The sequence below is a fragment of the Cellulosimicrobium funkei genome, from assembly GCF_001019615.1.
In the GTDB taxonomy this organism is placed as follows: Bacteria; Actinomycetota; Actinomycetes; order Actinomycetales; family Cellulomonadaceae; genus Cellulosimicrobium; species Cellulosimicrobium cellulans_E.
Map to the genome: position 1 here is coordinate 1 of NZ_JNBQ01000021.1, position 16,179 is coordinate 16,179.

General features: G+C 75.7%; 14 protein-coding genes. 7 read left to right on the forward strand and 7 right to left on the reverse strand.

From position 1 onward, the window contains the following. Positions 1-695: septum formation family protein (locus FB00_RS22830; protein WP_231581859.1), on the forward strand; the 695-nt coding region annotated here is incomplete at its 5' end. A gap of 23 nt (positions 696-718) precedes the next feature. Here FB00_RS22830 and FB00_RS13970 read toward each other — a convergent pair. Together FB00_RS13970 and FB00_RS13975 are read right to left on the reverse strand one after the other, a co-directional pair. Continuing rightward, the gene (locus FB00_RS13970) at positions 719-1,396 is read right to left on the reverse strand and encodes a TetR/AcrR family transcriptional regulator (protein WP_047233540.1); all 678 of its coding nucleotides are present in this window, start codon (positions 1,394-1,396) and stop codon (positions 719-721) included. 104 nt (positions 1,397-1,500) lie between these two features. Beyond that, on the reverse strand, positions 1,501-2,307 hold the full coding sequence (locus FB00_RS13975; protein ID WP_047233541.1) for a peptidoglycan-binding protein: 807 nt from the start codon (positions 2,305-2,307) through the stop codon (positions 1,501-1,503). Positions 2,308-2,603: 296 nt separating this feature from the next. Here FB00_RS13975 and FB00_RS13980 point away from each other — a divergent pair, with 296 nt between their 5' ends. The 4 genes from FB00_RS13980 (at position 2,604) to FB00_RS13995 (ending at position 6,371) form a co-directional block, all read left to right on the forward strand. Next, a complete protein-coding gene (locus FB00_RS13980) occupies positions 2,604-3,317 on the forward strand; it encodes an ABC transporter ATP-binding protein (protein ID WP_047233542.1) in 714 nt (237 codons plus the stop codon). Beyond that, positions 3,317-4,210, forward strand: coding sequence for a hypothetical protein (locus FB00_RS13985; protein WP_047233543.1), 894 nt, complete (start codon positions 3,317-3,319; stop codon positions 4,208-4,210). The genes FB00_RS13980 and FB00_RS13985 overlap by 1 nt, the downstream gene beginning before the upstream one ends. 194 nt (positions 4,211-4,404) lie before the next feature. Beyond that, positions 4,405-5,715 (forward strand): sensor histidine kinase, encoded by a 1,311-nt coding sequence (locus tag FB00_RS13990; RefSeq protein ID WP_156186416.1) that lies wholly within the window; start codon positions 4,405-4,407, stop codon positions 5,713-5,715. Continuing rightward, a complete protein-coding gene (locus FB00_RS13995) occupies positions 5,712-6,371 on the forward strand; it encodes a response regulator transcription factor (protein ID WP_047233545.1) in 660 nt (219 codons plus the stop codon). The genes FB00_RS13990 and FB00_RS13995 overlap by 4 nt, the downstream gene beginning before the upstream one ends. Before the next feature lie 2 nt (positions 6,372-6,373). Here the strand turns inward: FB00_RS13995 and FB00_RS14000 are convergent, their stop codons facing one another. The 4 genes from FB00_RS14000 to clpB all read right to left on the reverse strand — a co-directional run bounded on the left by FB00_RS14000 (position 6,374) and on the right by clpB (position 11,662). After that, positions 6,374-7,180, reverse strand: a complete 807-nt coding sequence (locus FB00_RS14000) for a YqjF family protein (protein WP_052877683.1) — start codon at positions 7,178-7,180, stop codon at positions 6,374-6,376. Continuing rightward, the gene (locus FB00_RS14005; RefSeq protein ID WP_047233567.1) at positions 7,177-7,836 is read right to left on the reverse strand and encodes a UdgX family uracil-DNA binding protein; all 660 of its coding nucleotides are present in this window, start codon (positions 7,834-7,836) and stop codon (positions 7,177-7,179) included. The genes FB00_RS14000 and FB00_RS14005 overlap by 4 nt, the downstream gene beginning before the upstream one ends. Positions 7,837-7,922: 86 nt before the next feature. After that, a complete protein-coding gene (locus tag FB00_RS14010) occupies positions 7,923-8,903 on the reverse strand; it encodes a diacylglycerol/lipid kinase family protein (protein WP_052877684.1) in 981 nt (326 codons plus the stop codon). A 137-nt stretch (positions 8,904-9,040) separates the two neighbouring features. Further along, positions 9,041-11,662: an ATP-dependent chaperone ClpB gene (gene clpB / locus FB00_RS14015; protein WP_047233546.1), complete on the reverse strand. Its 2,622-nt coding sequence runs from the start codon at positions 11,660-11,662 to the stop codon at positions 9,041-9,043. A gap of 294 nt (positions 11,663-11,956) precedes the next feature. On the opposite strand from clpB, the gene FB00_RS21225 reads away from it, so the two are divergent. Continuing rightward, positions 11,957-13,279, forward strand: coding sequence for an LppM family (lipo)protein (locus FB00_RS21225; RefSeq protein ID WP_052877685.1), 1,323 nt, complete (start codon positions 11,957-11,959; stop codon positions 13,277-13,279). Positions 13,280-13,631: 352 nt separating this feature from the next. After that, positions 13,632-14,753, forward strand: a complete 1,122-nt coding sequence (locus tag FB00_RS14025; protein WP_052877686.1) for a ThuA domain-containing protein — start codon at positions 13,632-13,634, stop codon at positions 14,751-14,753. 90 nt (positions 14,754-14,843) lie between these two features. Here FB00_RS14025 and FB00_RS14030 read toward each other — a convergent pair whose 3' ends face one another. Then, complete coding sequence (locus FB00_RS14030; protein WP_047233547.1) at positions 14,844-16,175, reverse strand: enoyl-CoA hydratase/isomerase family protein; 1,332 nt, start codon at positions 16,173-16,175, stop codon at positions 14,844-14,846. Positions 16,176-16,179: the final 4 nt, after the last annotated feature.

A 16,179-nucleotide genomic window follows, 5' to 3' on the forward strand; every position in this document is an offset into this window, starting at 1 on the left:
CGTCGGGCGCCCCGGTGCCGTCGGGCGCCCCGGTGCCACCCCCGGCCGCCGCGGCCGAACCGGGCTTCGCACCCGAGACGTACTACGCGCCCGGGTGGCAGCCCGCGCCGCCGCGCGTCGAGCCGCTCGCCGTGGCGAGCGTGCCCGCGGGCGTCGTGCTCGGACCCGTCGGGATCGGGCTCGGTGCCGCGGGGCTCTCCCGCGTGCGGTCCCGCGGCACGCGCGGTCGTGGGCTCGCCGTCGCCGGCATGGTGGTGGGCGCCGTCGTCACGGTCGCGTGGACGGCGGGCGCGCTCCTCTGGTGGCACGGCGAGCAGGCGCGCACGCCGCTCGCGGGCGACGTCGACGCCCCGCAGACGGTCAACGCGGTCCAGCTCGTGCTGGGGACCTGCCTCGACGAGCTGCCGCCCGACGGCGAGGTGTCGCAGGTGCGGGCCGTGCCGTGCGCGGACGAGCACCGGGCGCAGGTCGTCGCCCGGACCGACCTGGGTGCGGACGAGGTGTGGCCCGGACAGCAGGCCGTGGACCGCCGCGTCGCGCGCGTGTGCACGCCCGACGTGCTGGGCTCCGACGCGCCCGAGGGCGTCGAGCTCGTCGTGTGGTCGCCGACCGAGGCGTCGTGGCGCGACGGCGACCGCACGGGCCTGTGCCTCGCGGCCGGGACCGACCCGCTGCCCGCCGACCTGCTCGGCTGAGCGCGCGGAGGAGGTCCTCGCGCTCAGCGCGCGGGGGCCTCCTCGGCGAGGATGAGGCCGAGGTAGGCGCGCAGGTCGGCGGGCATGTCGACGCGCTCGGGCCGCGGCCGGTCGAGCGACAGCAGCCACTGGACCTGCAGTCCGTCCATGAGCGCGATGATCTGCCGCGCCGCGACCTGCGGGTCGACGCCGTCCCGCAGGCCGCCCGCGCGCGCCCTGCGGACGAGCTGCTCGCTCGTCCGCGCGACCGCCCACCGGTACCGCCGGACGAAGTACTCGTGCGCCGGGTGCTCCGGGGACGTCGCCTCGGCCGAGAGCGCCGTGAACAGCTCCACGATGTGCCGGCGGACGGCGTTGCGCTCGACCAGGTGCACGAGCGCGTCGAAGTAGTCGGTGCCGCGCGCGAGGTCGTCGTCGAGGTCCGCCTGGTCGACGGTGTCGCGGTGGTCGAGCACCGCCTCGAGGAGCGCGACCTTCGTCGGGAAGTGGTGGAGCAGGCCGGGGTGCGACATGCCCACGCGCGACGCCAGCTCGCGCAGCGAGGCGGCGTGGAAGCCGACCTCGCCGAAGAGCACGATCGCGGCCTGCAGGATCTCCTCGCGCTTGGCGCGACCCTTCGCGTACCCGCGCCCGGGGTCGGGGCTCGCGGTGCGACGGGGAGCGCCACGGTCGTGGCCGGCTCCGAGGGCCGCGCTCGTCATGGGTCGTGCTCCGTCCGTCGTCCGAGAGAGAGAACCCTACCGACCGCGGCAGGCCCCCGACGCGCGCCGACCGGCTTTCACCCGCCCGGCCCTGCCCGCGGCGCTCAGGACGTCGGAGCGAGCGTGGCCTCGGCCTCGTCCTCGGTGCTCGGGGTCGGCCCCGGCACGGTGCCGGACGGCCGGTCCGTGGCCGACGGCGGCGCGGGCTCGGTCGGAGCGGTCCCGCCCGGGTCCGCGGACTCCTCGTCACCGCCGTCCGGAGCGGCCGCGAGCGCCTCGGCCGTCGCGGCGGTCACGGCGCCGTCGCCAGGAAGGCCGTTCGCCTCTTGGAAGGCGCGCAGCGCTGCCCGGGTCGCCTCGTCCAGCGTGCCGGTGACCGCGACGTCCGCGCCGTGCACGCGGAGGCGTTCCTGGACCCAGGAGACGGACGCCGCGTCGGGCTCGGTCGTGGGTGCCGGGGTCGTCGGCGCGGGCTCCGGCGCGGTGCCGCTCGGCGCGGCGGAGGGCTCCGTGGTCGGCGCGGGGTCGGCCGACGAGGGCGGCGCGTCCGTCTCGTCCACCGAGGGTCGGGGCGCCGGCGTCGTGGCGGGGTCGGCGCCGTCCGCCGGGTCGTGGGTGTGGTCCGGCGGCGGGATGCGCGTCACCTCGGGGCGGGGAGCGTCGGGGCGGGGCGTGACGGCCGGGACGCCGTCCTCGACAGCGGTCCCGCCATCGGCCGAGGCACCGACGACGACGGCCTCGCCACCTCCGGTCGCGGCGCCCACCATCCCGGCCACCGCCACGACGAGGGTCACCGCGCCGGCCCCCGCGGCGACCGTGACCCACGGCGTGGCGGCGCGGCGCTCGACGGACGTCGTCGGGGCGACGCGGCCGTCCTCCGGGGGTCCGGTCAGGCCATGACGTCGGCGCACGTCGCCTCCTTCCAGGGCGGTCGAGGACCGGCGGACGACGCGTGGCGCTGCCCGCCAGAACGGTCGGGTGGACGTCCACCCTGCCCCATGGCCCGGCCGGATGTCACGCCCGGCCCCCTCACCTGCGACGACACGGCGCCGGCGGTCGCGGGTCCACGTCCGGACCGACCCGGTTGCGACGAAGGTCGCAACCCAGGTTCCGCCCTGCGCCGCAAGACCCGGGGACCGCCCGCGCGACAGCCTGGTGGGGCACCGCGCGGGAGGCCCGTGCGGCACGCATCGAGGAAGGGACCGGCATGACCACCATCCACGTCTCCGGGCTGCGCAAGACCTACGGGGCGTTCGACGCCGTGCACGACGTGACGTTCACGGCCGCGCCGGGTCGCGTCGTCGGGCTGCTCGGGCCGAACGGCGCCGGGAAGTCGACGACGCTGCACGTCCTGCTGGGGCTGGCCGCCGCGACCGCGGGGAGCGCGACGTTCGACGGTCGCGCGTTCGCGGACCTGGCGCATCCCGCCCGCACCGTCGGCGCCCTGCTCGACGCCGGCGGCCTCCACCCCGGGCGCACGGGCCGTGACCACCTGAGGGTGCTCGCCGCGGCCGGCCGGATCCCGTCGGGGCGCGTCGACGACGTGCTCGCGCTCGTCGGCATGGCGCCCGCCGCCGACCGGCGCGTGCGGACGTACTCGCTCGGGATGCGGCAGCGCATCGGCATCGCCGCCGCGCTGCTCGGCGACCCGGAGGTGCTCGTGCTCGACGAGCCCGCCAACGGGCTCGACCCGGCGGGCATGCGCTGGCTGCGCGACCTGGTGCGCGCGTTCGCCGACGACGGCGGCACGGTGCTCCTCGCGAGCCACGTGCTGACCGAGGTGCGGCAGGTCGCGGACGACCTGGTCGTCGTCGGGCAGGGCCGCGTCGTCGCCGACGGGCCGCTCGACGACCTGCTCCGCGGGGAGTCCTTGGAGGACTTCTACCTCGACCTGACCGCCACGACCGAAGGGGTGCGCTGATGTACCGCGCCGAGATGCTCAAGCTCCGCACGACCCGCGCGACGTGGGTCGTCGCGGCCGTCGCCGTCGCCGGGATGCTCGTCGTCCAGGCCTTCACCCTCCTGCTGCCCACGATCCTGCGGGGCACCGAGGCGCTCGGTGGCGGCCCGACCGTCGGCTTCCAGGCGTCGCCCGAGATGCTCGAGGACCTGGCACCCGACCTCGGCGCGCTCACCGACGCCGCCCAGCCCGCGTTCCAGCGCGGCATGCTCGACCTGCTCGGCAACGGGCTCAACGGCTCGGGGTCGGTCGGCGTCGCGACCCTGTGCATGCTGCTGCTCGGCGTGCTCGCCGTGACGACGGACTTCCGCACGGGCGGCATCGTGCCGACGGCGCTCGTCCAGCCGTCGCGGCTGCGCATCCTCGCGGCCAAGGCCGGCGCGACGGCGACCGTCGCCCTCGGGGTGGGCGTGGTGCTCGCCGTGGTCGGCGCCCTGGGTCTCACCGTCGCGATCGTCACGACCCCGGGCGCGACGCTCGCGCTCGGTCCCGGCGAGGTCCTCGGCGTGTGGGCGCGCGGCCTCGCGGTCCTCGTCCTCCTCACCTGGTTCGGGCTGGGAGTCGGGACGCTCGTGCGCGGCCAGGTGGCCGCCGTCGTGACCGTCGCGGCGCTCGCGCTCGCCGAGCCCATCGTCCGGGGCGCCGTCACCCTGCTGTCGGGCGGCGAGTCCGCCGCGGCCGAGTGGCTGCCCCTGGGCCTGGGCGCCCTCGCCTCGACGGGGCAGTCCGGCGCGGCGCTCCTGGGCGGTGCCGCACCGCTGGGGACGCTCGCCGCGCTCGCGGGGCTCGTCGCCTGGGTCGCGGTGCTCCTCGGGAGCGGCGCCCTCACGCTCCAGCGCCGCGACCTGGTCTGACGACCGCTGAGGCAGAGGCCTGGTATCGCGAGGTAGAGGCGCGGTCACCCTTCCGGTCGACCACGCCTCTGCCTCGGTGGACCGGGCCCCTACCGCGGTGGACCAGGCCTCTACCTCGCGGCCGGGGCGGCGCACCCCCGTAGGGTGGGCAGGCTTACCGACCCGTCCGTCCCCGTCGCCCCTTGGAGGAGATCGTGACCGAGGCCCTGCGCCGCGCGCTCGACCGGGTCGGCGTGCGCACCGACACCGGTCGCGACGCCGTGCTCGCCGGGGTCGTCGCCGTCGCGACCGTCGTGCTGTTCCTCGGCATCGAGCGCGTGCTCGCAACGGACGTCGGCGCGACGTTCGGCGCGGGGCCGGGTGCCGTGATCGTCACCCCCGGGGCCCGCGCGACCGTGCTCGCGCTCGTCGTGCTCCAGGCGGCGACCCTGACGTTCCGCCGTCGGGCACCGCTGGCGTGCCTCGCGCTCGCCGTGGCGGCCCAGGTCGCGATCACCGTGCTCCTGCCGCCGTACGTCGGCTTCCAGGCCCCCGCGACCCTCGTCGCCGCCTACTCCGCCGGGGCGTACGCGCCGCGCCGCACGCGCCTGGCCGCGCCCGCGGCCGCGGCCGTCGCGCAGGTCGTGCTCGTCTTCGCGCTCGGGGGGTTCGCCGTCCCCGCCGCGACCGGGCCCGCGCAGCACGCGCTCCAGGTGGGCGGCGCGCTGCTCTCCGCGCTGCTCACGTTCGTCGGGGCGGCGCTGGTCGGCTCGTACGTCGCGACGCGTCGCGAGCTCGTCGCCGAGCTGCGCGACCGGGTGCGACGCGCCGAGCGCGAGCGCGAGGCGCTCGCCGCCCAGGCGGTCCTCGAGGAGCGGGCGCGCATGGCCCGCGAGCTGCACGACGTCGCGGCCCACCACCTCTCGGGCATCGTGGTCCAGGCGTCCGCCGCCGAGCGGCTCGTCGACGCCGATCCTGAGCGTGCCAAGGAGTCGGTGCGCTGGATCCGCGCGCAGGGGCGCGAGACGCTCGACGACCTGCGCCTCGTGGTCGGCATCCTGCGAGGCCGCGACGACGAGGACGGCGCCGAGCGCGAGGCGCCGCAGCCGACGCTCGCGGAGGTCCCGGCCCTCCTCGACACGGCGCGCTCCGCGGGCACCGTCGTCACGGTCGAGACCGACGGCAGCCCGTGGGAACCGACGCCGAGCACCCAGATCGCCGTCTACCGCGTGCTCCAGGAGGCGCTCGCCAACGCGCGCCGGCACGCGCCGGGCCGGCCCGTGGCCGTGCGGTTCGCGTGGTCTGCCGCGGACCTCGTCCTCACCGTGCGCAACCCGGCGGCGGGCACGGTGCCGGCCGCCGACCCGCAGACCGGTCACGGGCTCGTCGGCATGCGCGAGCGGGCGGTCGTGCTCGGCGGCTCGCTCGACGCGCGGCGCGCCCCGGACGGGGCGTGGCTCGTGCGCCTCACCGTGCCGCGCGCACCAGCGCGCGACTCCCGCACCGCCGACCAGGAGGTCTCGTGACGCGCGTCGTGCTCGTGGACGACCAGGCCGTCGTCCGCGCCGGGTTCACCGTCATCCTCGAGAGCGAGGGGATCGAGGTCGTCGGCGAGGCCTCGAACGGTGCCGACGCCGTCCGCGTCGCGCGTCGCGAGCGGCCCGACGTCGTGTGCATGGACGTGCGCATGCCCGGCGGCGACGGGATCACGGCCACGCGCGCGCTCGCCGGTCCGGACGTCGTCGACCCGGTGCCCGTGCTCGTGGTGAGCACGTTCGACCTCGACGACTACGTGTTCGGCGCCCTGGAGGCCGGCGCGAGCGGGTTCCTGCTCAAGGACGCCGAGCCGGACGTGCTCGTCGACGCCGTGCGCCGCGTGGCGGCCGGGGACGGCCTGGTCGACCAGTCCCTCACGCGACGGGTCATCGGCGAGTTCGCGCGCCGTCGCGCGCCCGTCTCCCGGGACGACGACGCGGCCGCGCTCCTCACCCGGCGCGAGCTCGACATCGTCGGCCTGCTGTGCCGCGGGTCGTCCAACGCGGAGATCGCGACGGCCCTGTTCCTCGAGCCGAGCACCGTGAAGTCGCACCTGAGCCGGGCCATGACCAAGACCGGGGCGCGCGACCGCGTGCAGCTCGTCGTCTGGGCGTTCCGGCACGGGGTCGTCGACCCCGCCGGCTGACGTCAGCGGACGGGCCGCGGAAGCGCGAACCGTGCGTGCACCGGCGCGGCCACGTGCACGAGGTCGGGACCTGCGGGCGGCAGCCCGAGGCGGTCGAGCACGTCCGTGTCGAGCGCGTCGAGCGTGCCGCGCCGCAGCGTCCACGGCTCGTGCACGACCGGGAACCGCCACAGCCGTCCGGCCCGCACGCCGTACGCGTTCCAGCGTGCGGTGAGCCACCGCACGAGGCCCGACGACGCGTCGACCTCCTCGTGCGCGCGCACGTCGGCGCGGAGGGTGAGGTCGCGCAGCCCCGGGTGCTCGTGCGGGACGCGCAGGGGCCCCCGACCCGCCGAGCGGAACCGGTAGCGCACCGCCGCCGGCGGGCCGACGCGGTCGCCGCGCGCGTGCACCACCGCGCCGGCCGGGTGGTACGGGACGCCCGCCGCGCGCGTCGCGGCGACGAACGCGCGCGACGTGGCCCACAGGCCGAGGAACCACACGCCCTCGGTGCCCGCACGGTCGCGCACGTACACGCGGACGTTGAGCTCGGGGAACGTCGACCACGCGCCGAGCGCGGGCAGGGGCGGGACCCGGACGTCCGCCATGACGAACGGGACCACGCCGAGCCACGTCGTCCCGCCGACCTCCTGCACGGTGAGGCCGGGCGGGAGCCAGCCCTGCACGACGGCGGGGTCGGCGCGCCAGTGGAGGAACGTCAGCGCCTCCCAGCGCTGCGCGTTCACGACGATCCGCGGGACCCGGTGCGGCGCGGCTGCCGGCCCCGGCGCCGCGGGGTCGGGCGCGGGCGGGACCGGACGGTCGGTCACCGGACGCCGGCCGCGTCGGACGCGAGGCGGAGGTCGTCGACGAACGCGGCGAACGCCGCCTCCCGCTCGGCGCGCTCGCGCAGCCTCAGCAGCGCGGACGGGTGGGTGGTGAGGACGACGCGCGGTGCGTCGTCGACGTCGAGCACGCGCCCGCGCTCGGCGGTCACGCGCACGGGGCGACCGAGCACGGCTCGCCCCGCGGTCGCGCCCATCGCGACGACGACGCGCGGCGCCACGGCGGCGACCTCGGCGGTGAGCCACGGGAGGCACGCCCGCACGTGCGCGACGTCCGGGCTCTTGTGCAGGCGGCGCTTGCCGCGCTCCTCGAACCGGAAGTGCTTCACGGCGTTCGTCAGGTAGACGTCGTCGGCGGACAGCCCGGCGGCGTCGAGGGCCTCGTCGAGGAGACGGCCCGCGGGACCGACGAACGGCTCGCCCTCGCGGTCCTCCCGGTCGCCCGGCTGCTCCCCGACGAGCACCAGCCGGGCGCGCTCGGGACCGCGCGAGAACACGACCTGCGTGGCGTCCGCCCACAGCTCGCACCCGTGGCACTCCCGCGCCGCCCGGGCGAGCGCGTCGACGTCGCTCGCGGCACGACCGCGCGGGAGCCACTCCTGCGCGCCGGGTCGCTCCGGAGCCGGTCGTCGGGTGCCCATGGGCTCACGGTGCAGCACCGGACGCCGGCTCGCACCCCGCTCGCACGTGCCCGCGCGTCCGCGGGCCGTGACGGTCGACGCCGGGCTCACGTGCGGTCGGGGGCGCCCCGCGTGAGGTCCTCCGACTCGTCCGGCTGGTACACGCACACGTGCAGCGCCTGCGGCCGCACGCTGACGTCGAGGCGCTCGGCCGACTCGATCACGTCGCCGTCGAGCTGGCGGGGCTGCGCCCGGTCGGAGACCACGGAGACCTCCCGGCCCCGCACGACCTCCCGGCTCGGCACCCGGCTCTTGCCCCGCACGACGCCCCACAGGAGCTGGACCCAGTGCCGGACGTTGCGGGGCGCGATGATCGCGACCTCGAGCTGCCCGTTGTCCGGCTCCGCGTCCGGGAGCAGGTTGGTGCCGGCCTGGAGGCGACCCACGTTGCCGACGACGACCGTCCGCGCGCGACGGCGCCGCGAGCGCCCGTCGACCGTCACCTCGACGTGCATCTCGTCGTCGGCGAGGTGCTTGAGCGCCGAGAACACGTAGGCGACCGAGCCCGCCCGCGCCTTGAGCGCCGTCGGGGCGTCGCGCATCATCGCGGCGTCGAGGCCCATGCCGGCCATGATCGCGAACGTCTGCCCGTCGGCGACGCCGACGTCGATCGTGCGCCGCCCGCCCTCCAGGACGAGCCGGACGCCCTCCTCGGCGTCGGTCGGGACGCCGAGGTTCACCGCGAGGAGGTTCCCGGTGCCGCCCGGGAGGATCGCGAGCGCGGCGTCGGTCCCCGCCAGCCCCTCGACGACGGCCCGCACGGTCCCGTCGCCGCCGCTGACGAAGACGACCTCCGCGCCGTCGTCCACGGCCTGGCGCGCCTGGCCCGTGCCCGGGTCCTCGGCCGTGGTCTCGAGCCACGCGGGCTCCGGCCACCCCGCCTCGGTGAGCCGCGCGACGATGAGGTCGCGCAGCGCGTCGAGGCCCTCGACCCGGTTCGGGTTGACGATCACTGCCGAGCGGTGGGGCCCGACGTCGGGGCGCTGCGGAGCGGTGTTCTGGGTCTCGGTCGTCTCGTCGGTCGGCACGGACCGAGTATGTCCCGGCGGCCGTGAGGACGCGCGGTACGGGGGCAGCCCCATCCGCGCGGACACGGGGACCCCGGGTCCTCTGCGCCGGTCGGTCACGACGACGGCAGAGGACCCGGGGTCCGTCGGACAGGACGTCAGGCCGTGAGGATCTCCGTCCCGAGGGTCAGCCCTTCGGCCTCGGGGTCGCGGTCGACGCGCACCACGTCGCCGTCGGCGACGTCGCCCGAGAGCAGCATCCGCGCGAGGCGGTCGCCTATCTCGCGCTGCACGAGGCGGCGCAGCGGGCGCGCCCCGTAGGCCGGGTCGAAGCCCTCGAGCGCGAGCCACTCGCGCGCGGCCGTCGTGACGTCGAGCGTGATGCGCCGGTCCGCGAGGCGCCGACCGAGCGCGGCGACCTGGATGTCGACGATGCGGCCCAGCTCCTCGATCGTCAGCGGCTCGAACACGATGACGTCGTCGAGGCGGTTGAGGAACTCGGGCTTGAAGGACGCCCGCACCGTGCTCATGACGGCCTCGCGCTTCGCGGCGTCGTCGAGCATCGGGTCGACGAGGAACTGCGAGCCGAGGTTCGACGTGAGCACGAGGATGACGTTGCGGAAGTCGACCGTGCGGCCCTGGCCGTCGGTGAGACGGCCGTCGTCGAGCACCTGGAGCAGGATGTCGAAGACCTCGGGGTGCGCCTTCTCGACCTCGTCGAGCAGCACGACCGAGTACGGCCGGCGCCGGACGGCCTCCGTGAGCTGGCCGCCCTCCTCGTAGCCGACGTACCCCGGGGGCGCACCGACGAGGCGGGCCACCGAGTGCTTCTCGGAGTACTCCGACATGTCGATGCGCACCATGGCGCGCTCGTCGTCGAACAGGAAGTCGGCGAGCGACTTGGCGAGCTCCGTCTTGCCGACGCCCGTCGGGCCGAGGAAGAGGAACGAGCCCGTGGGCCGGTCCGGGTCGGCGACGCCCGCGCGCGAGCGGCGGACGGCGTCGGACACCGAGCGGACGGCGGCCTGCTGGCCGATGAGGCGCTCCCCGATGACCTCCTCCATGTGCAGGAGCTTCTCGCTCTCGCCCTGGAGCATGCGGCCCGCGGGGATGCCCGTCCACGCGGACACGACCTCCGCGATCTCGTCCGCGCCGACCTTGTCGGCGATCATCGGTGCGGCCTCGGGCCCGGACGCCGCGAGCGCGTCGTCGGCCTGCTCCTCGGCCTCGGCCGCGTCGAGCTCGCGCTGGAGCTGCGGGATCTCGCCGTACTGGAGGCGGCCCGCGGTCTCGAGGTCGCCCTCGCGGATCGCGCGCTCGACCTGGACGCGCAGCTCGTCGAGCTTCGCGCGCAGGTCGCCGACGCGGTTGTGGCCCGCCTTCTCGGCCTCCCACCGCGCGGTGAGCGCGGCGAGCTCCTCGCGACGGTCCGCGAGGTCGGCGCGCAGCTTCTCGAGCCGCTCGAGCGACGCGGGGTCGGTCGACTCGGACAGCACGACCTCCTCCATCTCCAGGCGCGTGACGGCGCGCTGCAGCTCGTCGATCTCGATGGGCGAGGAGTCGAGCTCCATGCGCAGGCGCGACGCCGCCTCGTCGACGAGGTCGATCGCCTTGTCCGGGAGCTGGCGCCCGGTGATGTACCGGTCGGAGAGCGACGCCGCCGCGACGAGCGCCGAGTCGGCGATCGTCACCTTGTGGTGCGCCTCGTACCGCTCCTTGAGCCCGCGCAGGATCGCGACCGTGTCCTCCACCGAGGGCTCGCCGACGAAGACCTGCTGGAAGCGGCGCTCCAGGGCCGGGTCCTTCTCGATGTACTCGCGGTACTCGTCGAGCGTGGTCGCCCCGACGAGGCGCAGCTCGCCGCGCGCGAGCATCGGCTTGAGCATGTTCCCGGCGTCCATGGCGCCCTCGCCGCCGGCGCCCGCCCCGACGACCGTGTGCAGCTCGTCGATGAACGTGACGACCTCGCCGTCGGAGGACCGGATCTCCTCCAGGACGGCCTTGAGGCGCTCCTCGAACTCGCCGCGGTACTTGGCGCCCGCGACCATGCTCGCGAGGTCGAGGGACACGAGGCGCTTGCCCTGGAGCGACGTGGGGACGTCGCCCGCGACGATGCGCTGGGCGAGGCCCTCGACGACGGCCGTCTTGCCGACGCCGGGCTCGCCGATGAGGACGGGGTTGTTCTTGGTGCGGCGGCTCAGCACCTGCACGACGCGCCGGATCTCGGAGTCGCGCCCGATCACGGGGTCGAGCTTGCCCTCGGCGGCGGCGGCGGTGAGGTCGGTGCCGTACTGCTCGAGCGCCTTGTAGGTGCCCTCGGGGTTGGGGCTGGTCACGCGCGCGCTGCCGCGCACGGCGGGCAGCGCCGAGCGCAGCGCGTCGGCGGTCGCGCCGGCCTGCTGGAGGATCGTCGCGGCCTGCGACGAACCCGCCGCGATGCCGAGCAGCAGGTGCTCGGTGGAGACGTACTCGTCGCCGAGCGCCTGCGCCTCCTTCGCGGCGTTGTCGAGTGCCGTGGACGTGGCGCGCGACGGGGTCGGCTGCGCGACGGCGGACCCGCTCGCGGTGGGCAGCGCGACGAGCGCGGCCCGGACCTTCTGGCCGACGGCCTGCTTGTCCGCGCCGACGGCGTCGAGCAGCCCGACGGCGACCCCACCCTCCTGGGTGAGCAGCGCGGCGAGGAGGTGGGTCGGCTCGAGCTGCGGGTTGCCGGCGGCCGACGCGGTCTGGATCGCCTCGCCGATCGCCTGCTGCGACATGGTGGTGAACTTCGTTTCCATAGGTGCTCCGGTGTGGTGCTCGAAAGGTGGTCTGACCAGTGGAACGACTCCGAAGTTGAGTGTATTCCGCTCAACTTCGTTCGTCAGCCTCGCGCGCGGCCGCCCCGCGATCCGTCGTGCGGAGCGGATGAACTCCCGGCCACATTCCGTCTCAAATCGGCATCGACCCTCGCCTCGGGCGACGATCCGCGACATGCTGGGCGGGTGAACTCCTCACCCTTGCGCAGACGACTCGGCCTCGCTGCCCTCTTCGCCACCCTCGCACTGTTCCTCGCAGGGTGCATGAGGATGGACATGGCCCTCACCCTCAACGAGGACGACACGTTCGACGGCAGCGTCGTCATGGCGTTCAGCGACGAGCTCGCCGAGTCCGCGAACATGGACCCGCAGGAGATGTGGGACTCGATGGGCTCCGAGATGGAGTCGGAGCTCCCGGAGGGCGCGACCCAGGAGCCGTACGCTCAGGACGGGTACACGGGCACCAAGATCACCTACGCCGACCAGCCCATCTCACAGCTCTCGTCGGCCGGGGCAGACTCGATCTCGGTCACGCGCGAGGGTGACGAGTACGTCGTGAGCGGGTCGATGGACATGACCGGCGAGGAGTTCAACCCCGACACGGGTGACGCGACGAGCGACGAGCTGACGCAGCAGATGATGGACAGCCTCGACATCAAGGTCTCCATCACGTTCCCCGGCGAGGTCGCCGAGTCCAACGGTGAGGTCGACGGCAACACGGTGACCTGGACGCCCGTCGTGGGCGAGGTCAACGAGATGACGGCGCGCGGCTCGGCCGTCGCGGGCGGTGCTGCAGGGTCGGGCGACGAGGGCTCGGACGAGGCCACCGGCGACTCGGACGGCGCCACGGCGCCCGACGGCGGCGACAGCGCGGGCGACGCCTCGGACTCCGGCTCCCTGGCCTGGCTCTGGTTCGTGATCGGCGGCGTCGTGCTGCTCGGCATCATCGGCCTCGTGCTCTGGCTCGTGCTCCGCTCCAAGCCGGGCACGCAGGACGGCCAGGCCGCCGGCTTCCAGCAGGGCGGCTACCCGGGTCAGCCCGGTCAGTACCCCGGCCAGCCCCAGGGCCAGTACCCGGGCCAGCAGGGTGGCTACCCGGGACAGCAGCCGGGCGCCTACCCCGGCCAGCAGCCGGGCCAGCCGGGTGCCTACCCGGGCCAGCAGGGCGGCTACCCCGGCCAGCAGCCGGGCGCGTACCCGGGTCAGCAGCCGGGCGCGTACCCGGGTCAGCCGGGTCAGCAGCCGGGCGCCTACCCCGGGCAGCCGGGCGCACCGCAGGGCTACGGGGCGCAGCCCCCCGCCCCGGGCCAGTACGGCGCACAGCCGCCGGCGCCGCCCCAGCCGCAGGGCGGCTACCCCGGCGCGGCCCCGTACGCCCCTCCCGGCGCCCCGCACCCGCAGTCGTCGCCGACGACGCCGCTCCCCGCGCAGCCGCCCGTCCCGCCGGGCGCGACCCAGCCGCTGCCGCCGTACCAGCAGCCGGCACCGACCCAGCCGCTCCCGCCGCAGCCGGGCCCTGGCCCGGACGGCCCCCCGGCCCCGGGCGGACCCGACGACGAGATCGACGACGCGACGCGGCTGCGCCCCCCGCCCGAGTGACGGGCGGGACGCCGCGCGTGGCGTCCGCCGCGCGCGGCCGGTGACCTGCAGCACCACCTGTCGACGGCCCGCCCCGGAGCTCCGGGGCGGGCCGTCGCGCGTCAGGCCGTGCACCCGGCCGGCGACCGAGGGCCGAGGCAGCGGGCCCGCCGGGCGACCTTCTCGCCGTCGCCTCGCGCGGGAACCAGCCCCGGCCGACCGACCGCCGGACGAGCAACGACCCGTTGCCCCACGCATTTGTTTATCGGTATTGCGTTTTGAAGCCCGAGGGGGTTACGGTCGCACGGAGCCGCCGGTCGCCTGGGTGCCCGGCGGGCCGGGGGCGCAACGGTTCACTCAACGAGGAGTCACCATGAAGCATCACGCCTGGCGTCTGGCCACGGGCCTCACCGCTGCAGCGAGCGCGCTCGCGGTCGGAGTCGCCGCGGTACCGGCGAGCGCGGCCGACGACGAGTACAAGGTCCTGGTCGTCGGAGAAACCCTGGGCTTCCGCCACTCGCACATCGACGAGACGACGGAGGCGGTCATCGCCATCGGCGAGGAGCGCGGGTTCACCGTCGACGTGTGGGACCCGCCGAACGACTCCGCGGGCTGGTGGGGCAGCGGCTCGCCGGGTCAGCCCGACCTCACGATGGACTCGACGCCGTTCACGAGCGCCGAGGACCTCGCGCAGTACGCGACGATCATCTTCGCCTCGCCGGTCGACGGCACCAACGACCAGGACCCCGCCCGGCCCCGTCTGCTGGACGACTCGGAGCTCGCGGCCCTCCAGGGCTACATCCGCGCCGGCGGCGGCTACGTGGGCCTGCACGCCGCGACCGACACCATGCACGCGGTGCCGTGGTACAGCGAGCTCAGCGGCGGGTCGGCCCGCTTCAAGAGCCACCCGGCCCAGCAGACGGCCACGATGCGCGTCGAGAGCCCTGGCCACCCGTCGACCGAGATGCTCCCCGCGGAGTGGACGCGGTTCGACGAGTGGTACAACTTCACGAGCAACCCGCGTGAGGACGTGCACGTGCTCATCACGCTGGACGAGTCGACGTACGACCCGGGACGCGACGCCATGGGCGACCACCCGCTGGCCTGGTGCCAGAACTTCGAGGGCGGGCGGTCGTGGTACGAGGGCGCCGGCCACGTCGACTCCTCGTACTCCGACCCGCTGTTCCTCGCGCACCTCACGGGCGGCATCGAGTGGACGGCCGGCAAGGTGAGCGGCGGTGGTGACTGCGTCACCTTCAAGGAGGTCGACGGCATCGTGACGTCGCTCTCGACGGGGTCGAACCGCGCGGAGAAGCTCTCCGCGGACGTGAGCGGCTACCTCGACCGGGCCGAGACCGCCGCTGACGCGGGCGAGCACGCCGCCGCGATCAAGATCCTCCAGCAGGCCAAGGGGAAGGCGCACGGCCTCCAGGACGCGACCCTCGTCGCGAAGATCGCCGACCTGATCGAGTGGCAGCAGACGCTCGTCTTCTGACCGCGGGACGCTCTGCTCCGACCGAAGCGGCCACGCCTCCCGGGCGTGGCCGCTTCGGCGTCGTCCGGGGTACCGCCCGCGTCGGGCGTCTCAGGACTCGACGGTGACCTCGACGACGTCGCCCACGGCGTCGAACCGCACCGCGGGCCAGTACCCGTCGAGGAAGTGCTCCCCGCACGAGTCCGCGAGGTGCACGACCGTGCTGCCGTCGTCGTGCCGCTGGACGAGCTCGACCACGAGGTCGTCGCCCGCCTCCGCCAGCTCGTCCGGCGTCGGCTCGTCCTCGCCGAACCGGCGGACCACGGCCTCGACCGCGCGGCGCGCCAGGCGCGGGCTCAGGGCGTCGTCCCACAGCGCCTCCGCCGGCACGTACGCGAGCGCTTCCGCGCCGAGGCCCGGGTCGACCTCGGCGAGCGTGGCCGGGCGCCACGACGGGTCGCGGTCCTTGTCCACCACCTGCGCGCGGACGCCCTCGACGAGGTCCGGCTGCGTGTCGACGAACCACGAGACGAGCCCGTACTCCTGCTCCAGCGCGGCACGCAGGTCCGGGAGGTGGCGCGCGCTGCGGACGGCGGCGAGCGCCACGGTGACCGCGGTGGGCGAGAGCCGCTCGAGCTCGTCGGCCTCGGCGCCCGCCTGCTCGTCCCCGGCGCGGGCGGCGGCGCGCAGCCGCGCCACGATCTCGGGCACGGTGTCCGCCGCGTACGCTTCGTCGGCCGCTGCCTGCCGGGCGACGAGGCGCGAGACCGGTGCGGGCAGGGCGTGGCGGCGCACGACCTCTCGCACGTCCTCGACGTCGAGCGGGTCGACGCCGGCGGTCGCGAGCGCCGCGAGATCGGCCACGAGCACGGGAAGCAGCTCGCTCGGCACGTAGTGGTCGGCGAACCCGGCGTAGATCGCGTCGGCGGCGTCCATCGTCACGGCACCGAGCGCGAGCAGCTCCCCGAGCCGCCCGGGCGCGCGGGCCAGGAGCCAGGAGCCGCCGACGTCGGGCGTGAAGCCGATCCGCGTCTCCGGCATGGCGACGCGCGACCGCTCGGTGACGACGCGGACCGGCGCGTGCGCGGCGAGGCCGACGCCGCCGCCCATGGTGATGCCGTCCATGACCGTCACGACGGGCACGGGCAGCTCCGCGAGCGCCGCGTCGACGGCGTACTCGCGCCGGAAGTACCGGCGCGCGTCGGCCTGACGCCCGGCCACGATCGACGCGTGCAGCTCCCGGACGTCGCCGCCCGCGCACAGGCCGCGGTCGCCCGCGCCGTCGAGCAGCACGAGGCGCACGGTCGGGTCGACGCGCCACTCCTCCAGCACGTCGGCGATCTCGCCGAGCATGGTGTAGCCGAGGGCGTTGAGCGCGCCGGGACGGTCCAGGGTGAGGTGCCCGACGCCGTCGTCGACGCGGGCGATGATCTCGCTCGTCATCCGC

Coding starts and splice junctions, on each gene's coding strand:
- FB00_RS13970 (WP_047233540.1), bottom strand. CDS start 1,396: ATGACGAGCGCGGCCCTCGGAGCCGGCCACGACCGTGGCGCTCCCCGT.
- FB00_RS13980 (WP_047233542.1), top strand. CDS start 2,604: ATGACCACCATCCACGTCTCCGGGCTGCGCAAGACCTACGGGGCGTTC.
- FB00_RS13985 (WP_047233543.1), top strand. CDS start 3,317: ATGTACCGCGCCGAGATGCTCAAGCTCCGCACGACCCGCGCGACGTGG.
- FB00_RS14005 (WP_047233567.1), bottom strand. CDS start 7,836: ATGGGCACCCGACGACCGGCTCCGGAGCGACCCGGCGCGCAGGAGTGG.
- clpB (WP_047233546.1), bottom strand. CDS start 11,662: ATGGAAACGAAGTTCACCACCATGTCGCAGCAGGCGATCGGCGAGGCG.
- FB00_RS21225 (WP_052877685.1), top strand. CDS start 11,957: ATGGCCCTCACCCTCAACGAGGACGACACGTTCGACGGCAGCGTCGTC.
- FB00_RS14025 (WP_052877686.1), top strand. CDS start 13,632: ATGAAGCATCACGCCTGGCGTCTGGCCACGGGCCTCACCGCTGCAGCG.
- FB00_RS14030 (WP_047233547.1), bottom strand. CDS start 16,175: ATGACGAGCGAGATCATCGCCCGCGTCGACGACGGCGTCGGGCACCTC.